This window comes from Pararhodobacter sp. (genome assembly GCF_034676075.1).
GTDB lineage: Bacteria > Pseudomonadota > Alphaproteobacteria > Rhodobacterales > Rhodobacteraceae > Pararhodobacter.
Map to the genome: position 1 here is coordinate 39,018 of NZ_JAUCCQ010000007.1, position 24,346 is coordinate 63,363.

Genomic DNA, 24,346 nt, shown 5'->3' on the forward strand with positions numbered 1-24,346 from the left:
AACCCGACTCCGACCGAGCCGGGTGCGCAACTTAGAAACGTTCTAGATTAGGCGACTTCTTTTGTCAACAAAGGAACGCCAGCTGGAACCCGTGAGGCAGCAGAAGGTCCGTTTATGCCTGAAGTGATTTTTGCCGGTCCCGATGGCCGCCTCGAAGGACGTTACCATCCGCAACCGAACCGCGACGCGCCGATCGCCATCGTGCTGCATCCGCATCCGCAGTTCGGCGGGACGATGAACAACAAGGTCGTCTACAACCTGCACTATGCCTTCCACTCGCTGGGATTCTCGGTGCTGCGGTTCAACTTCCGCGGTGTCGGCCGCAGCCAGGGCGAATACGACCAGGGCATCGGCGAACTCAGCGACGCGGCCTCGGCGCTGGATTACCTGCAGTCGATGAACCAGAACACCCGGCATTGCTGGGTTTGCGGCTTTTCCTTCGGGGCCTGGATCGGCATGCAGCTCTTGATGCGGCGGCCCGACATCACCGGCTTCGTCTCGGTGGCGCCGCCCGCCAACCTCTATGATTTCAGCTTCCTCGCCCCCTGCCCGGCTTCGGGCCTGATCATCAACGGCACCGCCGACCGCGTGGCGCCGCCCAAGGATGTGACCGGCCTGGTGAACAAGCTGCACGAGCAGAAGGGAATCACCATCACGCATGAGCAGATCGAAGGCGCCGACCACTTCTTCCGCGACGAAGAGGCGCATATGAACCCGATGCTCGACACCGTGAAAGCCTATGTCAAACGCCGCCTCTCCGAGGCCTCGCGCTGACTCAGGGCGGCAGGGCGTGTCGCAAATGCGGCAACACGCCCTGCTGCGGCTGCAAAAAACCCCGCTTTTGTCGCCAAACCATGCCATGACTGCCCGGTTTTGGCCCTCTTCGCCCCTGATATCCGATCCTGAGGCTGCCCGGGAACAGGGCGCCATGGACATGGTATGCGAAACAGGAGCAGGGAATGCGGACGAACCGATCGATGACTTTCGACAAGGGCACCAACAGCCTGAGCGGCTGGCATCCCACGTTGATCAGCAAGGACACCTCGCCGATGAATGCCAATGAACTGCGCGAATCCATCCTGCGGCATCTGGAATTCTCGCAGGGCAAGGATCTGGCGCATTCCAGCACCTACGACATGCGCATGGCGCTGACGCTGGCGATCCGCGACCGGGTGATCGAGCCCTGGTTCCGCGCCACCCGCGCCACCTATGCCGCCCAGTCGAAGCGCGTCTATTACCTGTCGATGGAGTTCCTGATCGGCCGCCTGCTGGAAGATGCGGTGATGAACCTCGGCCTGACCGAGATGGCGCAGGAAGCCGTCACCGGCCTCGGCTTCGATTTCCGCTCGGTGCTGGACGACGAACCCGATGCCGCGCTCGGCAATGGCGGGCTCGGGCGTCTCGCTGCCTGTTTCCTCGATTCGATGTCGACGCTCGGCTGCCCCGCCTATGGCTACGGCATCCGCTACGAACACGGTCTCTTCCGCCAGAGCTTCGGCCCCGATGGCCGCCAGGTCGAGGATGCCGAGGAATGGCTGCGCCAGTCGCATGGCTGGGAATTCGAACGCCCCGAGGCAAGCTTCCGCATCGGCTTTGGCGGCACCGTCGCCGAAAGCGGCCGCAGCGCCGTCTGGACCCCGGAATCGGCGGTGATGGCCAAGGCCTTCGACACGCCGGTTGTCGGGTGGCAGGCGAAATGGGCCAACACCCTGCGCCTGTGGAGCGCGGAACCGCTGCGCGCCTTCGACCTTGCCGCCTTCAACGCCGGTGATTTCACCGCCGCCGCCGCGCCCGAGGCGCTGGCCCGCACCATCAGCCGCGTGCTCTATCCCGACGACACCACCGCGCAGGGCAAGGAACTGCGGCTGAAGCAGGAATTCTTCTTCACCGCCGCCTCGCTGCGCGACATCCTGCGCCGTTTCTCGGCCGAGAACAGCGACCTTTCCGCCCTGCCCTCGCGCGTCGCCATCCAGATGAACGACACCCATCCGGCCATCGCCGGGCCGGAACTGGTGCGCCTGCTGACCGACGAACGCGGGATGGAGTTCGAAATGGCGGTCGAGACCGCCCGCGCCTGCCTTGGCTACACCAACCACACGCTTCTGCCCGAGGCGCTGGAGCGCTGGTCGGAAAGCCTGATGGGCGCCGTCCTGCCGCGCCACATGCAGATCATCGAGCGCATCGACGATCTGCACGCCCGCCAGCACCCGGCCCGCAAATCCTCGATCGTCGAGAATGGCGAGGTGAAGATGGGCGACCTGAGCTTCATCATGTCCCACCGGGTGAACGGTGTCTCGGCGCTGCATACCGAACTGGTGAAATCCACCGTCTTCGCCGACCTGCACGCGCTGCACCCCGAGCGCATCGTCAACGAAACCAACGGCGTAACCCCGCGGCGCTGGCTGAAGGGCTCGAACCCGGGCCTCTCGACCCTCATCACCGAGACCATCGGCGAGGGCTGGGAGGACGATCTGGAGCGTCTGGTCGAGTTGGAACCCGCCATCGAAGACCGCGCCTTCCGCGACCGCTTCGCCGCGGTGAAGGCGAAGAACAAGGCGCATCTGGCGCAATGGGTCAAAGGCGAGATGGGCATCGCGCTGAACCCCGACGCCATGTTCGACGTGCAGATCAAGCGCTTCCACGAATACAAGCGCCAGCATCTGAACATCCTGGAAACCATCGCCCTCTGGCAGGAGATCCGCCAGAACCCGACCGGCAATTGGGCGCCCCGGGTCAAGATCTTCGGCGGCAAGGCGGCCCCGGGCTATGTCATGGCCAAGGAGATCATCCACCTGATCAACAACGTGGCCCGGGTGGTCAACGCCGATCCCCTGACCCGCGACCTGCTGACCGTGGTCTACCCGGCCAATTACAACGTCACCATGGCCGAACGGCTGATCCCGGCTTCGGACCTGTCCGAGCAGATCTCGACCGCGGGCAAGGAAGCCTCGGGCACCGGCAACATGAAGTTCAGCCTGAACGGCGCGCTGACCATCGGCACGCTCGACGGCGCCAATGTCGAGATCCGCGAACTGGTGGGGCCCGAGAACTTCTTCCTCTTCGGCATGACCGCCGATGAGGTCGTCGAACGCCGCCGCCATCCCGACCATGCTTCCAGCGCCATCGCCGCCAGCCCGCGCCTGAGCGGGGCCATCGACGCGATCGAGGCCGGCACCTTCTCGGACGGCGACCGCGGCATGTACCGGATGATCACCCAGAACCTGCGGGCGCATGATTACTTCACCGTCTGTGCCGATTTCGACAGCTACTGGGAGGCCCAGCGCCGCGTCGATCAGGCCTGGTTCGACCGCGACCACTGGACCCGGATGGCGGCGCTGAACTGCGCGCGCTCGGGCTGGTTCTCGTCCGACCGGACCATCAAGGGTTACATGAACGACATCTGGAACATCACCCCGATGATCTGACCGGCCAAGCCGTCGTCAATCTGTCAACAATGCCCCGGGCGCCCTGTGCGACCCGGGGCAAATGTTAACAAATCCATTGCCATTCCCCCGCAGAAGCGCAAAGAATCGCGCATGGTTTCTGCGTCTTCTCCCCTGCTTCGCGGTATCTCCTCCGACGATGTGACCGCTATCGCCGAGGGTCGCGTCACCGATCCCTTTGCCGTTTTCGGCCCCCGTCACCGGGGCCGGGCCGGGCTGCTGGTCGCCTTCGATCCGCATGCGGTGAGCATGGAGGCGATCACCCCGTCGGGCACCCTGCCCCTCGCGCCGCAAGGGCATGGCGTCTTCGCCGGAGACCTCGGACGGCGGCGCAAGTACCGGCTGGCGGCCTCGGACGGCGCGCGTCACTGGGAGTACGACGACGCCTATCGCTTCGGCCCGGTGCTGGGCGATCTGGACCTGCATCTGATCGCCGAGGGCACGCATCGCCGCCTCTGGCAGGCGCTGGGTGCCCATCCGATGACGCATGAGGAGACCCCGGGCGTGCATTTCGCCGTCTGGGCGCCGAATGCGCGCCGCGTGTCGGTGGTCGGCGGCTTCAACGGCTGGGACGGCAGGCGCCACCCGATGCGGCGGCGCGGCGCGGGCGTGTGGGAGATCTTCCTGCCCGGCCTGCAACCGGGCGAGGCCTATAAATACGAGATCGCCCCGCCCGAGGGCGCGCCCTTCCTCAAGGCCGATCCACTGGCCCGGCTGACCGAACTGCCCCCCGCCACCGCCTCGCGCATACCCGATGCGACGCCCCGGCCCTGGGACGACAGCGCCTGGATGCAGACCCGCGGCGCCCGCAACAACCGTGACGCGCCGATCAGCATCTACGAGGTGCATCTGGGCAGCTGGCGCCACCGCGACGGCCGCGCGCTGACCTATCAGGAGGCGGCGGTCGAGCTGGTCGACTACGTCCACGACATGGGCTTCACCCATCTGGAACTGATGCCCATCGCCGAGTATCCCTTTGGCGGATCGTGGGGCTATCAGCCGACCGGCATGTACGCGCCGACCAGCCGCTACGGCAGCCCCGACGACTTCCGCGCACTGGTCGAGGCCGCGCATGCCAAAGGCTTGGGCGTGCTGATGGATTGGGTGCCCGCGCATTTCCCCAACGACGCCCATGGCGTCGCGCATTTCGACGGCACCGCGCTTTACGAACACGCGGACCCGCGCGAGGGGTTCCACCCCGACTGGAACACCCATATCTACAACCTCGGCCGCAATGAGGTGCGCAACTTCCTCACCGCCAACGCCCTCTATTGGCTGGAGGATTTCCACCTCGACGGGCTGAGGGTCGATGCCGTCGCCTCGATGCTCTACCGCGATTATTCGCGCGGCCCCGGCGCCTGGATCCCCAACAAGGACGGCGGGCGCGAGAATTACGAATCCATCGCCTTCCTGCGCGAGATGAACACGCTGGCCTATGGCCAAGGCCCGGCCGGGCTGATGACCGTGGCCGAGGAATCGACCGCTTGGCCCGGCGTCACCCAGCCCGCGCATCTGGGCGGGCTCGGCTTCGGCTTCAAGTGGAACATGGGCTGGATGAACGACACGCTTCGGTTCGTCGAACACGACCCGATCCACCGCCGCCACCACCACGACCTGATGACCTTCGGCCTCGTCTACGGATTCTCCGAAAACTACGTCCTGCCGATCAGCCATGACGAGGTGGTGCACGGCAAGGGCTCGATGCTGCAGAAGATGCCGGGCGATCCGGCGGCGAAACTGGCCAACCTCAGGGCGTATTACGGCTTCATGTGGGGTCATCCCGGCAAGAAGCTCTTGTTCATGGGCTGCGAATTCGGCCAGGGGCATGAGTGGAACCACGATCAGGCGCTCGACTGGGGCGTGCTGGGGATCGAGGGGCACGCGGGCCTGCAACGGCTGGTGCGCGACCTCAACACGCTCTACCGGGCCGAGCCCGCGCTCCATGCCCGCGATGCCGAGCCCGGCGGCTTCGCCTGGATCGACCGCGAGGCGCGGGCGGAATCGCTCTTCTCCTGGCTGCGGCTCGGCCATGACGGCCAGCCCCCCGTTGCCGTCATCGCCAATTTCACGCCCGTGGAGCGGCGCTGGCAGCTCGGCCTGCCCCGCCCCGGCCGCTGGCGCGAGGCGCTCAACACCGATGCCGGGCTCTATGGCGGCGGCAACCGGGGCAACCTGGGTGCGGTCCTCGCCGATGGCCCCGCTACCGCCGGCCAACCGCATAGCGCCGAGATCACCCTGCCGCCGCTTTCAACCTTGTTCCTGATTCCGGAGGAATCGTGATGCCCAGTGCCCCGCAGCGACTGTCCAGCCGGACCATGGCCTTCATCCTCGCCGGGGGGCGCGGCTCGCGCCTGCACGAGCTGACCGACAACCGCGCCAAGCCCGCGGTCTATTTCGGCGGCAAGACGCGGATCATCGACTTCGCGCTGTCGAATGCGCTGAACTCGGGCATCCGCAAGATGGCCATCGCCACGCAATACAAGGCCCATTCGCTGATCCGCCATTGCCAGCGCGGCTGGAACTTCTTCCGCGCCGAGCGCAACGAATACCTCGACATCCTGCCCGCCAGCCAACGGGTGGACGAGACGCATTGGTACGAAGGCACGGCCGACGCGGTTTATCAGAACATCGACATCGTCGACAGCTATGACATTGATTACGTGATCATTCTGGCGGGCGACCACATCTACAAGATGGATTACGAGGTGATGATCCGCGAGCATGTCGAGTCGAACGCCGACGTGACCGTGGGCTGCCTGACCGTGCCGCGCACGGATGCCCATGCCTTCGGCGTCATGGCCGTCGACCATTCCGGCCGCATCACCGATTTCGTCGAGAAACCCAAGGACCCGCCCGCGCTGCCCGACGATCCCGAGCGCTCGCTCGCCTCGATGGGGATCTATGTCTTCCGCTGGAAATTCCTGCGGCAATTGCTGATGGACGACGCCAACGACCCGAACTCGAACCGCGATTTCGGCGGCGACATCATCCCCAATGTGGTCCGCAACGGCAAGGCGATGGCGCATCGCTTCGAAGAGAGCTGTGTGCGCCACAAGCCCGAGGCGACGGCCTATTGGCGCGACGTGGGCACCATCGACGCATTCTGGAAGGCCAATATCGACCTGACCGATTTCGACCCCGAACTCGACCTCTGGGACCATGACTGGCCGATCTGGACCTATTCCGAATCCGTGCCCCCCGCCAAATTCATCCATAACGAGGAAAACCGCCGCGGCCTGGCGCTGAGCTCGCTGATCTCGGGCGGCTGCATCATCTCAGGGACCGAGGTTCGCAATTCGCTGCTGTTCACCGGGGTGCATTCCAATTCCTGGTCCTCGCTCGATCAGGCGGTGGTGCTGCCCTACGTGACGGTGAGCCGCCACGCCCGGCTGACCAAGGTGGTGATCGACCGCGGCGTGGTGATCCCCGAGGGGCTGATCGTCGGCGAGGATCCCGTCGAGGACGCGAAATGGTTCCGCGTCAGCCCCGGGGGCGTCACGCTGATCACCCAGGCGATGCTGGACCGCCGCGCGGGCAAGGCATGAGCGTGAGCCCTGCCCGCCCGGTCCTGGCCGTCGCCTCGGAATGCGCGCCCCTGGTCAAGACCGGGGGCCTGGCCGATGTGGTGGGCGCCCTGCCCCAGGCGCTGGCGCCCCAGGGCTGGGCGATCCGCACGCTGATCCCCGGGTTTCCCCGGGTCATGGCGGCGCTGAAAAAGCCCAAGGTCGCGATGGCGCTGCCGGATCTGCTGGGCGTGCCCGCCCGGGTGCTGGCGGCGCAGGTGGCGGGGCTGGATCTGCTGATCCTCGACGCGCCGGCGCTCTACGAGCGCGAGGGCTCGCCCTATCTCGACGCCGCGGGCCATGATTGGAGCGACAACGACCTGCGCTTCGCCGCGCTGGGCAAGGCGGCGGCGCTGATCGCCGCGGGCGGCATTCCCGGCTGGCGGCCGGAACTCTTGCATCTGCACGATTGGCAGGCGGGCTTCACCCCGGTCTATCAGAAGCTTCTGGGTGCGACCCAGCCCTCGCTGATGACGATCCACAACATCGCCTTCCACGGGCTGACCGGCGCCCATCGGCTGACCGCGCTGAAACTGCCGGACGAGGCCTTCACCCTCGACGTCGCCGAGTTCTACGGCCATCTGTCGGCGCTGAAGGCGGGGCTGACCGGGGCCACGGCGATCAACACCGTCAGCCCGACCTATGCGCAGGAACTCTGCACGCCGGAATTCGGCATGGGGCTGGAGGGGCTGATCCGCGCCCGGGCCGCCGATATGTCGGGGATCCTGAACGGCATCGACACCCAGACCTGGGACCCGACCGCCGACCCGCTGATCGCCCCCTTCGCCACCCCCATCGCCAAGGCCGCCAATACCCGCGCGCTCAGGGCCGAATTCGGCCTCGCGCCCGCCGAGGGGCCGCTCGCCGTGGTCGTGTCGCGACTGTCCGACCAGAAGGGGCTGGACCTGCTGCTGACCGCCCTGCCCGCGCTGGTCGAGAATGGCGGGCAACTGGCGATGCTGGGCTCGGGCGACCGGCGGCTGGAAAACGCCTGGCTCGCCGCCGCTGCCGCCCATCCCGGCAAGGTCGCGGTCCGGGTCGGCTATGACGAGGCGCTCTCGCACCGGATCTATGCGGGCGCCGATGCGGTGCTGGTGCCCTCCCGCTTCGAGCCCTGCGGCCTGACGCAGATGTACGGCCTGCGCTATGGCGCGGTGCCGGTGGTGGCGCGGACCGGGGGGCTGGCCGACACGGTGATCCACGCCAATGCCGCGGCGCTGGCGGCGGGCTGCGCCACCGGCATCGTCCACGACCCCCACAGCGCCGAGGCCCTGGCCCAGGCGCTGCGCCAGCTCTGCGCGCTCTGGGCCGACCGCGCCGTCTTTCGCAAGATCCAGAAGAACGCCATGAAACACCCGGTCGGCTGGGAGGCGAGCGCGCCGGTCTATGCCGCGCTCTACGCCCGCCTCGCCGCCCTCCCGCAGGAGCCCGCATGAACCTGACCATCGAACGCGGCCGCCACGACCGCATCGGCGCCACCTTCGATGGCGACGGGGTGAATTTCGCCCTCTTCTCGGAACATGCGACGGCCGTGGACCTGTGCCTCTTCTCGCCCGACGGCATGCGCGAGACGCACCGCCTGCGCCTGCCCGAACGCACCGGCTACGTCTGGCACGGCCGGGTGTCGGGCCTCTTTCCCGGGCAGCAATACGGCTACCGGGTGCACGGCCCCTACGCGCCCGAGGAAGGCCACCGCTTCAATGCCAACAAGCTGCTGCTCGACCCCTACGCCAAGCGGCTGACCGGGCACCCGCGCTGGTCGGATGCGGTCTTCGGCTACAACCCCGGGGCCAAGACGCAGGACCTGACCTTCTCGACCCGGGATTCCGCCCGGTTCATGCCGAAATGCGTGGTCGAGGATCCCAGCTTCTACTGGGGCAACGACCGCCCGCCCGCCAAACCCGCCAACGAGACGATCATCTATGAAGCGCATGTGAAGGGGCTGACCCAGCTTTCCGGCGCGGTCAATGCGGGCAAGTTCCTCGGCGTCGCGTCGGACCGGGTGCTGGACCATCTGGTCGATCTGGGCATCACGGCGGTTGAACTGCTGCCCGTCCAGAGCTTCCTCAACGACCGCTGGCTGATCGAGAAGAAGCTGACGAATTACTGGGGCTATCAGACCCTTGGCTTCTTCGCCCCCGACCCGCGCTATCTGGTCAACGGCCAGATCAACGAATTCCAGCACATGGTCGCCCGCCTGCATGCCGCCGGGATCGAGGTGATCCTCGATGTCGTCTACAACCACACCTGCGAGGGCTCGGAACTGGGCCCGACGCTCAGCTTCCGCGGCATCGACAACCGCAGCTATTACCGCCTCGCGCCCTATCCGCGGCATTACATCAACGACACCGGCTGCGGGAACACGCTGAACCTGGACCATCCGATGGTGCTGCGCATGGTGATGGACAGCCTGCGCTACTGGGTCGAGGTGATGCATGTCGACGGTTTCCGCTTCGACCTCGCCTCGACGCTGGCGCGCGACGATGCCGGGTTCCAGTCGAACTCGGCCTTCTTCGCGGCGATCCGGCAGGACCCGGTTCTGAACCGCGTGAAGCTGATCGCCGAACCCTGGGACATCGGCCCCGGCGGCTATCAGCTGGGCGCCTTCCCCCATCCGTTCCACGAATGGAACGACAAGTTCCGCGACGGCGTGCGCCGTTTCTGGCGCCGCGATGCGCGCCCGGCGCCGGAACTGGCCGCCCGGATCACCGGCTCGGCCATCCAGTTCGACCATTCCGGCCGCGGCGCCACCAGCTCGATCAATTTCCTGACCGCGCATGACGGCTTCAACCTGACCGATCTGGTCAGCTACAACCAGAAGAACAACATCGCCAATGGCGAGGACAACCGCGACGGCCATTCCGAGAATTACTCGGACAACATGGGGCACGAGGGGCCGACCGACGATCCCCAGATCCTGCAAGCCCGGGCGCTGCGGCGGCGCAACCTGATGGCCACGCTGCTGCTGAGCCAAGGCACGCCGATGATCCTCGCGGGCGACGAGATGGGCCACAGCCAGCAGGGCAACAACAACGCCTATTGCCAGGACGGCCCGATCTCGTGGCTCGACTGGGGCAAGATGGACGCCGACATGCTGGCCTTCACCCGCCGCCTGATCCAGTTCCGCAAGAACCACCCGATTCTGCGCCAGAAGCTGTTCCTGCATTCGAAGGCGCGCTCGTCGGACGGCAAGGCGGACGTGCTCTGGTGGCACCCCGAGGGACGCCGCATGACCCCCGCCGATTGGGAAGACCCGGCGCTGAGCCATGTCTGCGTCGAACTCAGGACCGCCTCGGGCACGCCCGCCTATGCCGATCTGGAGGACGCGATCTTTCTGGTCTTCAACGCTGGCGGGCAGCTTGATGTGACCCTCACCCCCGCCCCCGATGGCAAGATCTGGTCGCGCCGCCTCAATTCCTATGCCCCGACCGCCCCGCATGAGCGGATCGGCTCGGGCAAGCTGGTGGTGCCCGCGCATTCCGTCTCGGCGCTGGTTCTGGAAGACATGCGATGAGCGACCTTGACGATGCCTGCCGCGCCTTCGGTCTGATCTGGGTCTATCGCGACGGCGCGGGCCGCATGCAGGAGGCGCCCGAGGACAGCCGCCGCGCCGTCCTCGCCGCGCTGGGCCATGGCAATGCCGAGGCCGCGCTGCCGGCCACGCTGCAACGCTCGACCTCGCGTGCCATCCCCGCGGGGGCGCCGACCGACTGGGGCCCCGGCCCCTGGGTGATCCTGACCGAGGACGGCGGCGAGATCCGCGGCGAGGGCCCCCTGCCGCCCCTGCCGATGGGCTATCACCGCATCCTGCATCAGGGCTGGACCGTTCACCTGCTGGCCGAGCCCCCGCGCCTGCCGATGCCGCCCCGGCGCTGGGGCGTTACCCTGCCGCTCTTCGCGCTGTGGGAAGGGGCCGAGGCCGGGATGGGCACCTATCCGCAACTCGGCGCGCTGGCCGAGGGGCTGGCGGGCCATGGCGCCGCCTTCCTCGGCATCAACCCGATCCACGCCGGGTTCCCGGTCGATCCCGGCAATTACTCGCCCTACGCCCCCTCGCACCGCCGCCGCCTGAACACGATGCATGTGGAAACCGCGCTGAAGCTGCCCGAAAGCGGCGCGCTGATCGACTATGGTCGCGCGATCCGCGCCCAGCGCGCCGCGCTCGAGGAGGCCTTCGCTGAGTTCCACGGCGACCCCGATTTCGAGGCCTGGCGCGGCGAAGGCGGCGCGGCGCTGGAGGAATTCGTCACCCATCAGGCGCTGAGCGAGGTGCACGGCGCCTATTGGGGCGGCTGGCCGCTCGCCTATCAAGACCCGCGCAGCGCCGAGGTGCAGAGCTTTGCCCGCGAGCGCTGGCAGCGCCTGCGGTTCCACGCCTGGGCGCAATGGCAGGCCGAAACCCAGTTGCACGACGCGCAGATGCGCGCCCGCTCGGCGGGGATGAATTTCGGCCTCTATCTGGATATCGCCGTGGGCACCCATCCGCACGGCGCCGAGACCTGGGCCGAACGCACCTCCTTCGCCCAAGGCGTCAGCCTCGGCGCCCCGCCCGACCTGCTCGGCCCCTCCGGCCAGCGCTGGGGTCTGGCGCCCTTGCGCCCCGATGTGCTGCGCGCCACTGGTTACGCGGCCTTCGCCCAGACGCTCCGCGCCCAACTCAAATTCTGCGGGCTGCTCAGGATCGACCATATCCTCGGGCTCGAACGCAGCTTCTGGCTGCCCGACGGCTTGCCCGGCCTCTATGTCACCATGCCGCGCGAGGAACTTCTCGCCGTCCTCAGGATCGAGGCGACGCGCGCCGGCGCCTCGGTGATCGGCGAGGATCTGGGCACCATTCCCGAGGGGCTCAGGGCCGCGCTCGACGCCTCGGGCGTCATGGGCTGCCGCGTGGCGATGTTCGAACGCGACTGGGACGGCACCCGCGATTTCCTGCCGCCCGAGGCCTATACGCCGACCGCGCTCGCCTCCTGGGCCACGCATGACCTGCCGACCTGGGCAGGCTGGCGTCAGGGGCGCGACATCGACTGGCGGGCGCAACTGGGCGAAGTCCCGGACGAGCCCGCCGCACGCGAGGCCCGCGCCGCCGAAGTCGCCGCCTTCGACGCGCTGTCAGGCGGCTCGGACCTTGCCGCCATGCACCGCCACCTCGCCCATACCGCCAGCCATCTGGTCGCCGTTCAGGGCGAGGATCTGGCGGGCGCCGTCGAGCAGGCTAACTTGCCCGGCACGATCTACGAACACCCGAATTGGTGTCGCCGCCTGCCTTTGCCGCTGTCGGGCCTCATTTCCGCCCCGACCCTCGACCAGACCGGCGCCATCATGGCCGAAGCCGGAAGGACCTGAAGAATGACCAAGATCACCCGTATCGCCACCAAGCCCATCGCCGGCCAGAAGCCCGGCACCTCGGGCCTGCGCAAGAAGACCCGCGTCTTCATGCAGCCCGGGTATCTGGAGAATTTCGTCCAGGCGATCTGGGACGGGATCGGCGGCATCAAGGGCCGGGTGTTGGTGGTGGGCGGCGACGGGCGCTTCTTCAACGACCGCGCCATCCAGACCATTCTGAAGATGGCCGCCGCCTCGGGCGCGGCCAAGGTGATCGTCGGGCAGAACGGCTTCCTGTCGACGCCCGCCGCCTCGAACCTGATCCGGGTCAGGGGCGCGGATGGCGGGGTGATCCTGTCGGCCAGCCACAACCCCGGCGGCCCGGACGAGGATTTCGGCATCAAGTACAACATGGCGAACGGCGGCCCGGCGCCCGAAAGCGTTACCGCCGCCATCTTCGCCGCGACGGAAGCCATCGGGCATTACGATATCCTGGAGGCCGAGGATCTGGACCTGTCCGCGATCGGCACCGCCTCGCTGGGTGAGATGACGGTCGAGGTCGTGGACCCGGTCGCCGAATACGCCACGCTGATGGAGAAGCTCTTCGACTTCCCGGCGATCAGGACGCTGCTTGCCGGCGGGTTCCGCATCCGCTTCGACGCCATGCACGCGATCACCGGACCCTATGCGGTCGAGATCCTCGAAAAGCGCCTCGGCGCCGCGCCGGGTTCGGTGGTGAACGCGGTGCCGTCCCCCGATTTCGGCGGCGGGCACCCCGATCCGAACCCGGTCTGGGCCAAGGACCTGATGGACGCGATGTACGCCGCCGACGCCCCCGATTTCGGCGCGGCCTCGGACGGGGACGGCGACCGCAACATGATCGTCGGTCGGGTCGCCTATGTGACGCCCTCGGACTCGCTGGCCGTGCTGGCCGCCAACGCGCATCTGGCGCCGGGCTATGCGGGCGGGCTGAAGGGCGTCGCGCGCTCGATGCCGACCTCGGGCGCGGTGGACCGGGTGGCGGCGGGCATGGGCCTGCCCTGCTTCGCCACGCCGACCGGCTGGAAATTCTTCGGCAACCTGCTGGACGCCGGGATGGCCACGCTCTGCGGCGAGGAATCGGCCGGGACCGGCAGCGACCATGTGCGCGAGAAAGACGGGCTTTGGGCGGTCCTGTTGTGGCTCAACATCCTGGCGGTGACCGGCAAATCGGTCGCGCAGGTGATGGAGGACCATTGGGCCGAATTCGGCCGCACCTATTATTCCCGCCACGATTACGAGGCCATCGACAGCGAGACCGCCAACCGGCTGGTCGATGACCTGCGCGCCGAGCTGGGCGGGCTGACCGGCTGGACCCATGAGGGGCTGGTGATCGAGGAGGCCGAGGATTTCGCCTATACCGACCCGGTGGACGGCTCGGTCTCGGCCCATCAGGGCCTGCAGATCCGCTTCCGGGGCGGCGCGCGGGTGGTGCTGCGGCTCTCGGGCACCGGGACCGAGGGGGCGACGCTGCGGGTCTATCTGGAGCGCTTCGACGACAATGATTTCGGCCAGGACCCGCAGGCGGCGCTGGCCCCGGTCATCGCCGCGACCGAGGCGCTGGCCGGGATCGGCAAGCGGACCGGGCGGAGCGGGCCGGACGTCATCACCTGATCCGTCCCACGCCTGGGACACTGCGCCACCGCAAGCGTTTTCAAAGGCTTGCCTGGCGCCGTTCATCTTTCGTCAAGCTTCCCCGCGGGACCGAACCTCATTGAAAAGCCCGCCGGGAGCCTCCTCCCGGCGGGTTTCGCCTGACGCTCGCCTCAATTCGCGGGCACCAGCGTCCATTGCTGGCGGGCGCCGCCCTGGAAGGGCCGGGTCATGGCGCCATTGTCATGGCTGCCCTCATAGGCCTCGAGATACCGGCCGTTGGCCTGCTGGCTGACGACGAAATGCGCGCCCACAACCCGGCGGAAAAGCCAGCGCTGCGTCGCATTCGCCTGCGGATCGCGGGTCACGGCCCCGAAATCGCTGCCGACCTCATAGGCGTCGAGGAACCGGCGGGAACTGACCTGCATCACCGAGAACAGGTTGTCGCCGAGCGGCGTCACCCGCCAGATCTGGGTCCGGTTGTTCTGGAAGGGCCGGGTCACGACGGCATTGTCGTTGGTCCCTTCATGCGCATCCAGAAACAGGCCCGTGCTGCGCTGCTGGATGAAATAGGTGCCGCTCAGCACCACCGGCTCGGGCGGCGGCGGCGGGGCGGTATAGCGGTGGATGACCCAGCTTTGCGAGGTGTTGAACTGGCGCGGGCGGGTCACGACATTGTTGTCGTTCGAGCCCTCATGCGCGTCCATGAACAGGCCGGAACTGACCTGCCGCAGGGTGAAACGGCCCTCGCCCAGCTCGGCGATGGTCCAGCGCTGGGTGGTGTTGTCCTGCCGGGGGCGGGTGACGACGCGGTTGTCGTTGGACCCTTCATGCGCATCGACGAACCGGCCGTTACTGCGTTGTTGCAGCGTGTAGACCTCGCCGCCGACCGCGGTGATGGTCCAGACCTGCGTCAGGTCGTCCTGACGGTCGCGGGTGACGAGACGGGTGTCATGGCCGGTCTCATAGGCATCGAGGTAACGGCCGCTGCTGCGCTGCATGATCGTGTAATCGCCGCCCAGAGTCGCGCCGGGAACGATCGGCAGCGGCGAGGCGGTGGCGAGGGACGGCAGCAAAAGCGCGGCGGAGAGCGCGACAAGACGCATCAGGGCACGCGGTCCCGCGGCGATGGGGGGCAGAGAGGACATGGGGCTCTTCCTTTTGGGGTTGGTTCGGACCAGCACCGATTGTCTGGTTCGTCACCATGGCCCCTGCCCCCATGTTAGCATAACTCGGCTGCCGGTTATCGGATGACCGGCCCCGGCTTGCCGCGCCTCAGGAACTCAGCGCGTCGGCCGGGTCGCAGCGGTGCCAGACCAGCGGCATGCCGCCCGGCTCCAGCACCTGCAACAGATCCTCGCCCCTCAGCCGGACCGCCACTTGACCGCCTGCCCCGGGCTCGCCCTCGGGCACGGTATAGGCGCCGTCATGGCGGCCATAAAAGCCCAGCACCCGCGCCCCGCCCGGCGTGGTGAAATCCGCCCCCGCGATGCGCAGGACGCGCCCATCGGTGGGGGCGCACCAGATACCGTCGATGGCATCGGCCAGCGCGGGCGCCCCGGCCAGCGCCAGGCCGAGGGTCAGGAGGCAAGGCAGAGCGCGTCTCATGGAACCTCCGGCACGGGATGCCGCGATCCTAGCGCCAGTCCCCCGGTCCGGGAAGCGCCTTGCGCGCCCTCAGACCTCGGGCACCCTGACGACGATCCCGTCGATCTCCTCGACCATGACCAGCTGGCAGGAGAGCCGCGAGCAATCGAGCCGCGGCGCGTCGGTGGCGTCGAGCATCGCCTCCTCGAAATCCGAGGGGCGGCCCGCCGCGCCCTGCCAGTCGCCGTCCACATAGACATGGCAGGTGGCGCAGCTCATCGTGCCGCCGCATTCGCCGATGATGCCGGGCACATTGCCGGCCACCGCGGCCTCCATCAGCGAGAGGCCGGGCTTGACCTCCAGACCGATCTCGCGCCCGTCGGGCAGGATCCAGGTGGCTTTCATCGCTGCCTCCTCAGACAAACCAGATGGCGAAGTCGCGGGCGCCCTCGGGCGTCATGTCCTTGGTCTTGTCGACCTCAACCCGCTTCATGTGGATGTGGTGCGCGCAATAGGCCTCGCCCATCGCCGCGACCAGCGCGGTATCGGCCTCCAGATCATCGAGCGCACCCGACAGCGATTCCGCCACGCCGTAGGCCGCGCTCTGCCCCATGAAGCAATCGCCCGTCTCGGCGGGCGGCAGCGGGTAGCGCTGCTCGTAGCCCAGCCGCGCGGCCTGCAGCACGGCGGCCACGGCGGCATAGGGATTGGCCGAGGCATCGGCCATCCGGTGTTCCAGCCGCGCCTTCTTGCCGCCCTCGCCCGAGACGCGGGTGGTGACGCCGCGGTGATCCTCGCCCCAATTGCACCAGAAGCCCGACATGGTGGCCGGTTGCAGCCGGGCGTAGGAATTGACCGAGGGCGCGACCAGCCCCGCCAGCCCCTTGTGGTGGCGCATCCAGCCCGCGACGCAGCCCTGCATCAGGTCGTTCATCGCCTCGATCCCGCCCGTCTCGCCCCGGGCAAAGGCGTTCTGGCCGTCCTTGCCGGCGAAGCTGAGGTTGATATGCATCCCCGACCCGCCCCGGTCGAAAAAGGGTTTCGGCAGGAAGGTCAGGACGACGCCCTTGCGGAAGGCCACTTCGCGGGCCAGCTGGCGGAACATCACCATCTCATCCACCGCATCCAGCGCCTCTTCGAAGGCGAGGGTGAATTCGTATTGCGGGGTGTCGTATTCGGTCGTGACCAGTTCCAGCTTGAACCCCGCGGTTTCGGCCGTCTCCCAGATCGCATCGGTGAAGCCCAGCGGATCGTTGAAGGGCCCGCCGCCATAGACATGCCCGCCCGGCACGTCATAGGGGACAAGGCTGCCATCCTCGGCCCGGGTGAAGGCGAAGGCCTCCAGCTCCAGCCCGACTTTCGGCGTCAGCCCGTGCGTCTTCCACCCGGCGATCGCCTCCTTCAACGCGGCCCGCCCGGCGATGGGGATCATCTGGCCCCGCCGGTCATAGAGGTCGCCGGTGACCATATGCACGCCCGGCTCCCAGCCCGGGCGGATGTCATGGGCGTCCCAGCGCAGTTCCATATCCGGCAGCCCCTCAAGACAGGCGGTGCCGGGGGCGTCGACGATCAGGTCCTTGTCGTAATGGACCGCGAAACAGGGCTGGGCGAAGCGGGTCGCCCCCGAGCCGATCTTTTCCTGCGGCAGGTACTTGCCGCGCAGGATCGAGAGGTGATCGCACCAGACGGGGCGAAGGCGGTCGCGCATGTCGTTAACTCCCTGGTCTTTTTTGGTGCCGAGGGGCGGGTCGGCTTGGTCTTCGCCCCGTTTGACGTAGCGGTGTCAGGCCCTTGTCACCTGGACCGGCAATTCCTTGATCCCGCCCACGAAATTGGAGCGCAGGAACTTCTGCGGCCCGGCCGGTTCGAGGGACCTGATCCGCCGCGCCAGTTCCTGAAACAGCACCCGCACCTCCAGCCGCGCCAGATGCATGCCCAGGCACAGATGCGGCCCGCCCTGGCCGAAGCTCAGATGCCGGTTCGGCGTGCGGGCCAGATTGACGCGGAACGGATCCTCGAAGACCGCCTCGTCCCGGTTACCGCTGATGAACCAGTAAAGCACCTTGTCCCCCGCCCGGATCGTCTTGCCATGCATCTCATGGTCGCGCGTCGCCGTGCGGCGGAAATAGAGCGCGGGCGTGGCCCAGCGGATGATCTCGTCGGGCGCGGTGTCCCAGATCGCACCCTCCTGCATCTGGCCCAGAAGTTCCGGCTGATGCGCCATCGCCTGGATGCCCGCGGCGATGGAATAGCGCGTCGTGTCGTTCCCGGCCGCCACCAGCAGGCAGAAGAAATTGCGGAATTCGGTTTCCGAGATGGTGCTGCCGTCGGGCCCCGGTTGCAAGATCAGATGCAGCACGCCCTCGGTATCGCCCCGCGCCGCCTTGTCGGCCATCAATTGCTTCGCGTAATCATAGAGTTCCGCCCCGGCGGGCGAATTGAAGGGCATCAGCCGGTAGGCATCGGTCGTCATCCGGTCCAGCACGTGATCGGTGAAATCGGGGTCGGTATTGGCGATCAGCGCATCGCCCTTTGCCACCAGCCAGGGCAGGTCCGCGTCGGGCGTGCCGATGATCCGGCCCAGCATCCGCATCGGCAATTGCCGGGCGATGGCCTTGGTCGCGTCGAAGGTGCCCTGTTCCAGCGCCTCGTCCAGGATCTCGTCGCACAGCGCGCGGATCTGCGCCTCGAACCCGGCGACGACCGGCTTGGAAAAGGCCTTCGCCACCTTGACCCGGGTCATCGAATGCTCGGGCGGGTCGGTCTCCTGAAAGGTGCGCCGCGCCAGATATTCCTCGTAGCTCTGATCCTCCATGCGGATCCCCCGGGCCGAGGACATGAGATCCGCCTGCCGGTTCAGCGCCAGGATGTCCTCGTTGCGGGTGACCGACCAGAAGCCCTGCCCCGCGTCCCAGTCGGTCCAGCTGAGCGGATCCTCACGGCGCAGGCGGGCGAAGGTGTTGTGCGGCGGGCCGTCCATGAAGGTGTCGTGCGAGGTCAGATCGGCGTGCCCGTCGTCGGTCGGTGTCCAGATGGTCATGCGACTCTCCTTGAATGCCCCGCCCAATATGTATATTATTGGACTTGCAACGTATGCAAATGGAAAATTCATGCATATCGCCTTTCTGGACACCAACATCGACCGCTCCGCGCTGGCTGCCCGCCATGCCAGCGAAGTGGACAAATTCCGGGCGCTGATGGACCCGGCGGCGCCCGGCTGGCGCTACGTAGATTTCCGGGTGACCGAGGGGCATTTCCCCGAGGCGCTGGCGGGGTTCGACGGGGTGATGATCTCGGGCAGCCCGGCCTCGGTCAATGATCCGACGCCCTGGATGGCACGGTTGGAGGCGGTGATCCGCGAGGCCGTCGCGGCGGGTGTGCCCGTGTTCGGCGCCTGCCTCGGCCATCAGGCAGTGGCCAAGGCGCTGGGCGGACGGGTCGGCCGCAACCCGCAGGGCTGGGTTCTGGGCCGCATCGAAAGCCGGATCGACGCCCCCGCGCCCTGGATGGCGGGCGCCGGGCCCCGGATCGCCCTGCATGCGGCTCATAACGAGCAGGTGCTGGCGCTCCCCCCCGGTGCCCAGGTGCTGGGCGGGACCGAGACCACGCCTTATGGTCATCTCGCCTATGGCGCGGGGGTCTTCACTACCCAATACCACCCCGAACTGACCCGGGCCTTCATGCAGGATCTGATCGGGGAAATGACGCCGAGCCTTGACCCCGCCGTCGCCCGCGCCGCCCGGGACTCGCTCAGCGGGCCGATCGGTGCCGCGCAGATGGCGGGCTGGATCGCCGCCTTCTTCCAGCAGGCCCGCCCCTGAAGGACGCCCCGCAGGCGCTTGACTTTGCAGGGCTCGCTTTTACTGTTCATGTTTATCATCATCATGGACAGTATTGCCATGGACCGCGCCGCGCTGGGTTCGCTCGTCTGGCAGCTTTCGACCCGTTGGCGGGTCGAGACGGATCGCAGCCTCGCGCCGCTGGGCCTGACGCAGGCGCAATATGCCCTGCTTGCCGCGCTCTCGGGACTCCGCCGCAAGGGGGGCGAGCCCAGCCAGCAGGCGCTGGCACAGGCATTGGGGCTGAGCGCGATCTATGTCTCGAAACTGTTGCGGGCGCTCGAAGGCGCGGGCCTCGTCACCCGCCTGCCCGAACCCAGGGATGCCCGCGCCCGCCGCCTGTCGTTGACACCGCTCGGCGAAAGCCGCCTCAAGGCCGCGCGGAAGACGGTCGCAGCGCTCGACCGGCGCCTTTCCGAACCCTTGGGCGAGCCGGACGGTGGCGCGGCGCAGGCCTTCCGCATCATGCTGCGCAGCCTGCTGACCCATCACGACCAGATCGCGGGCAGCGCCCCTAGCCCAACGCCGCCAGCAGATCCATCGCCGTGACCTGATCGAACTGCACATGCTGGCGCATCGCCGCCTCGGCAGCCTCGGAATCGCGGGCGAAGATCAGCCCGGCGATTGCCCGATGATCGCGGGCCGAGGCCTCGATCGAGCCCGCATAGCGATAGCGCGCCCGGTAATACGCCATCAATTTCCGGGCGTTGGTCTTGATCATGTCCAGCAGGAACGGATTGCCCGCACTCTCGGCCACCGCCGCATGGAAGCGCAGGTTCAGTTGGTAATAGGCGTCGGGCTCGGCCTCGCCCAATGTGGCGAAATGGGTCTCGCAGGCCGCCGTCGCCGCCTCCAGCACTCCCGCGCCCGAGGCCGACAGCCGCCGCGCCGCCAGCCCCGCCGCCTGCCCTTCCAGCTTGGCATGTACCTCGAGGATCGCCAGGAATTCGGTCAGCGTCGGCTTGAACACCACCGCCCCCTTGCGCGGCAGCCGCCGCACGAGGCCGGTCGCCTCGATCTGCATCAGGGCCTCGCGGACCGGGGTACGCGAGACGCCGAAATGCTGGACCAGCGCCGCCTCCTCGATCTCGTCACCGGGGTTGAGGCGGCCGGTGTCGATCCAGTCATGCAGCGTCCGCAGGATGGTTTCGGTCTGGTTGGCCATGAAAAACACCCCCGGGTTGAGGCTATCCGTATACACACTGCCACCCCGTTTGTGCAATCCCGGACCCGCTCCTGCCCCCTTGCGCCAGCCTGCTTGCTTGGTTATTGCTGCGCCCACGGACAGTTGGCCGAGTGGTCGAAGGCGCACGCCTGGAAAGTGTGTAGGCGGGGAACCGTCTCGAGGGTTCGAATCCCTCACTGTCCGCCATTTTCAGATACCGATCCGTTCAAGGGCCCCGATTGGGGCCTGTTTCTTCCTGTTTCAAAGGGTTCGGCGGGGTTATCCGCCGTTCGGAGACTGAGTGCCCGAAACAGCACAGGTCGCCGTGGAAGGGCCGCGCCAGTTCGCTTTGCCGCGTCAGATCGACAAGACCCAGCGCGGCCAGCCTCCCGCTGACCGTCTCGCCGCCCGGCGCGACCATGCCGCCCCGCCATCCTCGACGGTCGCCCCAAGCCCCGCAACGAGGAACTCGTGCCCCAGCGGCGCGCACTCCCGTCAAGAAGGGCCGCGCCGTCACGCTTGCTCTCCTCTGGCGAGGAACGCCGCTGCGGGGCGCCCCCAGCAAGTGCAGGGTTCCCAATGGACACGATCGCCTCCGCAGGCGTGTCCCCCGGCGACGCCTCAAGGTCGGGCCGCCGGAACGCCTCTGAACCAGCCTGCATTCCGACCCGCTCGATGCCGCCAAACGGCAGGCCCCTCCCATCTGGCACGGGACCTTCGGGGCCGTCGCCAAAGTCTGACCGGCGAGGGCGGTGTCCATGGCGCTGACCTGGCGATGCGGCGCCTTCTTGTCGCCACGGACGACCCGGGCTGCCTGAAGGGGCCTCCTTCGCCCCCGTTGCTGCAAGGTCGCCAGCGTCGCCGAGGGGAAAGCGCCGGGCATCCTTGCGACCCTTGGCGACAAAATGCGCAGCGGGGGAGCGTGGGACCCCGGGTCACTCCCCCAAACTAGGGAATGGTGCAAGCAGGGTCGCGGTGTCATTTGATACCGAGTCGGCGAAGATTAACGATGGCGCGAGTGACTATGAGGTCGACGAAGTCTGGTGCTCCGCGCCCAACCAATGCGGCCAGCCAGCCCTGCGCCGGTTCCAACCACCGGCGCAGGCCCTGGCGGCGGCTGGTTGCCTGACCGGGCGCTCGATCGTCCGGCCGGGAGGGGGCCGATGTTTTGACAGCGGTCGGGTAACCGCCTACCCTTTCCGACCAAGGGATGGAGTTTCTGCCTGATGCCGATGAAGGGCGCCGACACGATGTCTCGTCGTGCCATGATTGCCTCCGCGATTGCGGCCGGGAGCGTCCCGGGCCTTGCCTTCTCCAAGTCCCACCCCCTCCTGACCGTGGTGTCCTCCGACCAGGCGCGCCAGACCTACGATGAAGACGCTCTCGAGGCGCTGCCCTGGCACGACGTCGTCACCCATACCGTCTGGACCGAGGGCATCCAGCATTTCCGTGGCCCGCTCTTGCGCGACATTCTCCTGCAGACCGGCGCCACCGCGCTTGACCTGGCGCAGCGGCGACTGACCCTGACCGCGCTGAACGATTTCGTCGTGGACATTCCCGCCAGCGATGCGTTCGCCTTCGACGCCGTTCTTGCCCGCACCTTCAATGGCCAGCCGATGCAGGTGCGCGACAAAGGCCCCCTGTGGCTGGTCTACCCGCGCGACATGACCCCGGCCCTGCAAACCCCGGAATTCGACGAGCGCTGGGTCTGGCAACTGACCCTGATCGAGATCAAATGACCACGACGCGGGGCACGCGCCTGTCGGCGGTGACGATCCTGGCCTTTCTGCTTCTGGCCGCCCTCTCGCTGGGCTGGCTGGTCGCCATTCAGAGCGCCCTGCATCAGGGGCTGGCGGAATCGAACCTCTGGGCGGCAAGCCAGGCCGAGCGCGAGAGCCTGCTCTTCTCGCTGTCGCTGCAGAGCGACGAGGCCGACGACGCCGACCGGGACTTGCAGTTCGAGATCCTGTTCAGCCGCATCGACCTGATCGCCACCAACCCCCAGCATGGGTATTTCGTCGCCATCGGCCAGGGCGAGGCGGTGGACCGCGCGCGGGCCCTGCTGCAGCTGCTCGACAGCAATGGGCCGCCGGACTTCGGCCGCGACAGCGCGGTGATCACCGCCGAGCTGGCCGAAGTCACGCGCGGCATCGCCAACGCCACCTACCTGGCCGAGCGCCGCACACGCTTTGAGCTGCACGACCGCGAGCATTGGGCCACCGACCTGCTCACCGGGTCGCTGATCGGCGCGGTCCTGGCCGGGCTGGCGATGGGCACCCTCCTCATCCGGCAAAGCCGGGGATTGCTGCGCGCCAGCCGCCAGTTGGAAGCCCATCAGGAACAGCTGGAGCGGACCATCGCCGACCGCACCGAGAAACTGCGCGATGCCCTGGGCTACGAGCGGCGCGCGAAGGAGGTCTACCGCAGCTTCGTGATCACCGTGGCGCATCAGTTCCGCACCTCGCTCTCGATCATCCACATGACCGCCCAGCGTCAGCTGCGCCGCCCACAGGGGCAGATCGACACCGATATGCGGGGGCGTTTCGCGAAGATCGTCGACGCGGCGGAACGGCTCGAACGGCTGATCGGCGGCTTTCTCGAATCCGCCTCCGTCGAGCGGCGCGATCTTGAGGGCAAGCGGGCCCTCATCGATGTCAACGCCGTCGCCTCGGTCGCCGTGGCGCAGACCCGGGCCACGCAGCCCGACCGCAAGATCGATTGCGACTTCTCGGCCGAGGCGCTGCTGATCGACGGCGATGCGGTCCTGCTGGAACAGGTCGTGCTGATCATCCTGTCGAATGCCCTGAAATACTCGCGGCCGACGGACCCCGTCCAGGTCTCGACCTGGCAGGATGGCACCCTGGTCCGCTGCGCGATCACCGACCGTGGATGCGGCATTCCGGAGGGCGCCATGGACGCGATCTTCGAGCCCTTCTACCGCGCCCCGAACGCCCACCGGTTCCCCGGCGTCGGCGTCGGGCTGAGCCTCGCCGCGCAATTCGTCGAGCTGCACGGGGGAAGGATCGACGTCACGTCAAAGCTGGGCGAGGGCACGACCTTTTCCATCTGTCTGCAGGGCCGGGGCGGGCCGGCGGGATGAGTGCTTCGGATACGGCGGCGACGATCCTCTATATCGAAGACGAGGCGGCCCTGCGCGAGGAGCTGAGCGAAGAGCTGACCGACGCCGGGCACCAGGTCCTGACCGCCGCCTGTGGCGATGAGGCCGAAGCGATCCTCGCCGGAACGACCCCCGATCTCGTGCTCTGCGACGTCATCCTTCCCGGGCGGTCGGGCTTCGCGCTGCTCGAGGATCTGCGGCGCACCGGCAAGATCGACGCGGCAACCGCCTTCCTCTTCGTCACCGCGCTGTCCGACCGGGACTCGCATCTGGAGGGGTTGCGCGCGGGGGCGACCGATTACATCACCAAACCCATCGACCTTGACCAGCTGCACCTGAAGATCGCCAATCTCCTGGCCCATGCCCGCTGCCTGCGAAGCCAGCCGGAGCCGCGGATGGACCTGCCGCCCGTGCATCTGTCCCGCCGCGAGGTGCAGGTCCTCGCCGCGATGGGGCGCGGCACCCGCACCACCGAAATCGCCTTCGAGCTGCAGATTTCCGAGCATACGGTGAACCAGTACATCAAGGAGATCTATCGCAAGCTGGGCCTCGGCAACCGCGCCGATGCCGCCCGCGCCGCCATTACCCTGGGCCTGCTGGATTGAGGCGGCGGTCCTTCAGGGGCTCCACCTCCCCGGAAATAGGGAATGGCCACCGGGCGGGGTGACCGGCAATCT

Annotated in this window: 19 protein-coding genes and 1 tRNA gene; 14 read left to right on the forward strand and 6 right to left on the reverse strand. The window is 67.5% G+C overall.

Annotation, left to right across the window (positions count from 1 at the left end):
* Positions 1-114 precede the first annotated feature (114 nt).
* The 8 genes from VDQ18_RS04535 to VDQ18_RS04570 all read left to right on the forward strand — a co-directional run bounded on the left by VDQ18_RS04535 (position 115) and on the right by VDQ18_RS04570 (position 13,981).
* Positions 115-774, forward strand: a complete 660-nt coding sequence (locus VDQ18_RS04535; protein ID WP_323019827.1) for an alpha/beta hydrolase — start codon at positions 115-117, stop codon at positions 772-774.
* A gap of 275 nt (positions 775-1,049) precedes the next feature.
* Positions 1,050-3,425 carry a glycogen/starch/alpha-glucan phosphorylase gene (locus tag VDQ18_RS04540; RefSeq protein ID WP_323019871.1) on the forward strand — a complete coding sequence of 792 codons (2,376 nt, stop codon included), beginning with the start codon at positions 1,050-1,052 and terminating at the stop codon, positions 3,423-3,425.
* Positions 3,426-3,536: 111 nt separating this feature from the next.
* Positions 3,537-5,723, forward strand: coding sequence for a 1,4-alpha-glucan branching protein GlgB (gene glgB, locus VDQ18_RS04545; protein ID WP_323019828.1), 2,187 nt, complete (start codon positions 3,537-3,539; stop codon positions 5,721-5,723).
* The gene (gene glgC / locus VDQ18_RS04550; RefSeq protein WP_323019829.1) at positions 5,723-6,988 is read left to right on the forward strand and encodes a glucose-1-phosphate adenylyltransferase; all 1,266 of its coding nucleotides are present in this window, start codon (positions 5,723-5,725) and stop codon (positions 6,986-6,988) included. Before glgB ends, glgC begins: the two co-directional genes overlap by 1 nt.
* Positions 6,985-8,442 carry a glycogen synthase GlgA gene (glgA, locus tag VDQ18_RS04555; RefSeq protein ID WP_323019830.1) on the forward strand — a complete coding sequence of 486 codons (1,458 nt, stop codon included), beginning with the start codon at positions 6,985-6,987 and terminating at the stop codon, positions 8,440-8,442. The genes glgC and glgA overlap by 4 nt, the downstream gene beginning before the upstream one ends.
* Positions 8,439-10,520: a glycogen debranching protein GlgX gene (glgX, locus tag VDQ18_RS04560; RefSeq protein ID WP_323019831.1), complete on the forward strand. Its 2,082-nt coding sequence runs from the start codon at positions 8,439-8,441 to the stop codon at positions 10,518-10,520. The genes glgA and glgX overlap by 4 nt, the downstream gene beginning before the upstream one ends.
* Positions 10,517-12,349, forward strand: a complete 1,833-nt coding sequence (gene malQ, locus VDQ18_RS04565) for a 4-alpha-glucanotransferase (protein ID WP_323019832.1) — start codon at positions 10,517-10,519, stop codon at positions 12,347-12,349. The genes glgX and malQ overlap by 4 nt, the downstream gene beginning before the upstream one ends.
* 3 nt (positions 12,350-12,352) lie before the next feature.
* Positions 12,353-13,981, forward strand: a complete 1,629-nt coding sequence (locus VDQ18_RS04570; RefSeq protein ID WP_323019833.1) for an alpha-D-glucose phosphate-specific phosphoglucomutase — start codon at positions 12,353-12,355, stop codon at positions 13,979-13,981.
* Positions 13,982-14,133: 152 nt separating this feature from the next.
* Here the strand turns inward: VDQ18_RS04570 and VDQ18_RS04575 are convergent, their stop codons facing one another.
* The 5 genes from VDQ18_RS04575 to VDQ18_RS04595 form a co-directional block, all read right to left on the reverse strand.
* Entirely contained in the window at positions 14,134-15,108 is a 975-nt protein-coding gene (locus VDQ18_RS04575) for an RICIN domain-containing protein (protein ID WP_323019834.1), read from the reverse strand.
* A 127-nt stretch (positions 15,109-15,235) separates the two neighbouring features.
* Positions 15,236-15,568, reverse strand: a complete 333-nt coding sequence (locus tag VDQ18_RS04580) for a hypothetical protein (RefSeq protein ID WP_323019835.1) — start codon at positions 15,566-15,568, stop codon at positions 15,236-15,238.
* 69 nt (positions 15,569-15,637) lie between these two features.
* Positions 15,638-15,952 carry a 2Fe-2S iron-sulfur cluster-binding protein gene (locus VDQ18_RS04585; protein ID WP_323019836.1) on the reverse strand — a complete coding sequence of 105 codons (315 nt, stop codon included), beginning with the start codon at positions 15,950-15,952 and terminating at the stop codon, positions 15,638-15,640.
* A gap of 10 nt (positions 15,953-15,962) precedes the next feature.
* Positions 15,963-17,255 carry a glutamine synthetase gene (locus VDQ18_RS04590; protein ID WP_323019837.1) on the reverse strand — a complete coding sequence of 431 codons (1,293 nt, stop codon included), beginning with the start codon at positions 17,253-17,255 and terminating at the stop codon, positions 15,963-15,965.
* A gap of 75 nt (positions 17,256-17,330) precedes the next feature.
* Positions 17,331-18,587 carry a cytochrome P450 gene (locus VDQ18_RS04595; protein ID WP_323019838.1) on the reverse strand — a complete coding sequence of 419 codons (1,257 nt, stop codon included), beginning with the start codon at positions 18,585-18,587 and terminating at the stop codon, positions 17,331-17,333.
* A 70-nt stretch (positions 18,588-18,657) separates the two neighbouring features.
* On the opposite strand from VDQ18_RS04595, the gene VDQ18_RS04600 reads away from it, so the two are divergent.
* The gene (locus tag VDQ18_RS04600; protein ID WP_323019839.1) at positions 18,658-19,368 is read left to right on the forward strand and encodes a type 1 glutamine amidotransferase; all 711 of its coding nucleotides are present in this window, start codon (positions 18,658-18,660) and stop codon (positions 19,366-19,368) included.
* An 18-nt stretch (positions 19,369-19,386) separates the two neighbouring features.
* Complete coding sequence (locus VDQ18_RS04605) at positions 19,387-19,935, forward strand: MarR family winged helix-turn-helix transcriptional regulator (protein ID WP_323019840.1); 549 nt, start codon at positions 19,387-19,389, stop codon at positions 19,933-19,935.
* Here the strand turns inward: VDQ18_RS04605 and VDQ18_RS04610 are convergent.
* Entirely contained in the window at positions 19,901-20,551 is a 651-nt protein-coding gene (locus VDQ18_RS04610) for a GntR family transcriptional regulator (RefSeq protein ID WP_323019841.1), read from the reverse strand. The genes VDQ18_RS04605 and VDQ18_RS04610 overlap by 35 nt on opposite strands.
* Positions 20,552-20,668: 117 nt before the next feature.
* Here VDQ18_RS04610 and VDQ18_RS04615 point away from each other — a divergent pair.
* The 4 genes from VDQ18_RS04615 to VDQ18_RS04630 all read left to right on the forward strand — a co-directional run bounded on the left by VDQ18_RS04615 (position 20,669) and on the right by VDQ18_RS04630 (position 24,274).
* Positions 20,669-20,758, forward strand: a tRNA-Ser gene (locus VDQ18_RS04615).
* Between the two features lie 1,019 nt (positions 20,759-21,777).
* A complete protein-coding gene (locus tag VDQ18_RS04620; protein WP_323019842.1) occupies positions 21,778-22,290 on the forward strand; it encodes a hypothetical protein in 513 nt (170 codons plus the stop codon).
* Positions 22,287-23,651 carry a HAMP domain-containing sensor histidine kinase gene (locus VDQ18_RS04625; RefSeq protein ID WP_323019843.1) on the forward strand — a complete coding sequence of 455 codons (1,365 nt, stop codon included), beginning with the start codon at positions 22,287-22,289 and terminating at the stop codon, positions 23,649-23,651. The genes VDQ18_RS04620 and VDQ18_RS04625 overlap by 4 nt, the downstream gene beginning before the upstream one ends.
* Complete coding sequence (locus VDQ18_RS04630) at positions 23,648-24,274, forward strand: response regulator transcription factor (RefSeq protein ID WP_323019844.1); 627 nt, start codon at positions 23,648-23,650, stop codon at positions 24,272-24,274. The genes VDQ18_RS04625 and VDQ18_RS04630 overlap by 4 nt, the downstream gene beginning before the upstream one ends.
* The last annotated feature ends 72 nt before the right edge of the window (positions 24,275-24,346 follow it).

Bases quoted from the DNA above. Each gene is read 5' to 3' on its own strand.
- VDQ18_RS04590 (WP_323019837.1), bottom strand. From the start codon at position 17,255: ATGCGCGACCGCCTTCGCCCCGTCTGGTGCGATCACCTCTCGATCCTG.
- VDQ18_RS04580 (WP_323019835.1), bottom strand. From the start codon at position 15,568: ATGAGACGCGCTCTGCCTTGCCTCCTGACCCTCGGCCTGGCGCTGGCC.
- VDQ18_RS04540 (WP_323019871.1), top strand. From the start codon at position 1,050: ATGAATGCCAATGAACTGCGCGAATCCATCCTGCGGCATCTGGAATTC.
- glgC (WP_323019829.1), top strand. From the start codon at position 5,723: ATGCCCAGTGCCCCGCAGCGACTGTCCAGCCGGACCATGGCCTTCATC.
- VDQ18_RS04575 (WP_323019834.1), bottom strand. From the start codon at position 15,108: ATGTCCTCTCTGCCCCCCATCGCCGCGGGACCGCGTGCCCTGATGCGT.
- VDQ18_RS04570 (WP_323019833.1), top strand. From the start codon at position 12,353: ATGACCAAGATCACCCGTATCGCCACCAAGCCCATCGCCGGCCAGAAG.
- glgX (WP_323019831.1), top strand. From the start codon at position 8,439: ATGAACCTGACCATCGAACGCGGCCGCCACGACCGCATCGGCGCCACC.
- glgB (WP_323019828.1), top strand. From the start codon at position 3,537: ATGGTTTCTGCGTCTTCTCCCCTGCTTCGCGGTATCTCCTCCGACGAT.
- VDQ18_RS04630 (WP_323019844.1), top strand. From the start codon at position 23,648: ATGAGTGCTTCGGATACGGCGGCGACGATCCTCTATATCGAAGACGAG.
- malQ (WP_323019832.1), top strand. From the start codon at position 10,517: ATGAGCGACCTTGACGATGCCTGCCGCGCCTTCGGTCTGATCTGGGTC.
- VDQ18_RS04610 (WP_323019841.1), bottom strand. From the start codon at position 20,551: ATGGCCAACCAGACCGAAACCATCCTGCGGACGCTGCATGACTGGATC.
- VDQ18_RS04585 (WP_323019836.1), bottom strand. From the start codon at position 15,952: ATGAAAGCCACCTGGATCCTGCCCGACGGGCGCGAGATCGGTCTGGAG.
- glgA (WP_323019830.1), top strand. From the start codon at position 6,985: ATGAGCGTGAGCCCTGCCCGCCCGGTCCTGGCCGTCGCCTCGGAATGC.
- VDQ18_RS04600 (WP_323019839.1), top strand. From the start codon at position 18,658: ATGCATATCGCCTTTCTGGACACCAACATCGACCGCTCCGCGCTGGCT.
- VDQ18_RS04620 (WP_323019842.1), top strand. From the start codon at position 21,778: ATGCCGATGAAGGGCGCCGACACGATGTCTCGTCGTGCCATGATTGCC.
- VDQ18_RS04535 (WP_323019827.1), top strand. From the start codon at position 115: ATGCCTGAAGTGATTTTTGCCGGTCCCGATGGCCGCCTCGAAGGACGT.
- VDQ18_RS04625 (WP_323019843.1), top strand. From the start codon at position 22,287: ATGACCACGACGCGGGGCACGCGCCTGTCGGCGGTGACGATCCTGGCC.
- VDQ18_RS04595 (WP_323019838.1), bottom strand. From the start codon at position 18,587: ATGACCATCTGGACACCGACCGACGACGGGCACGCCGATCTGACCTCG.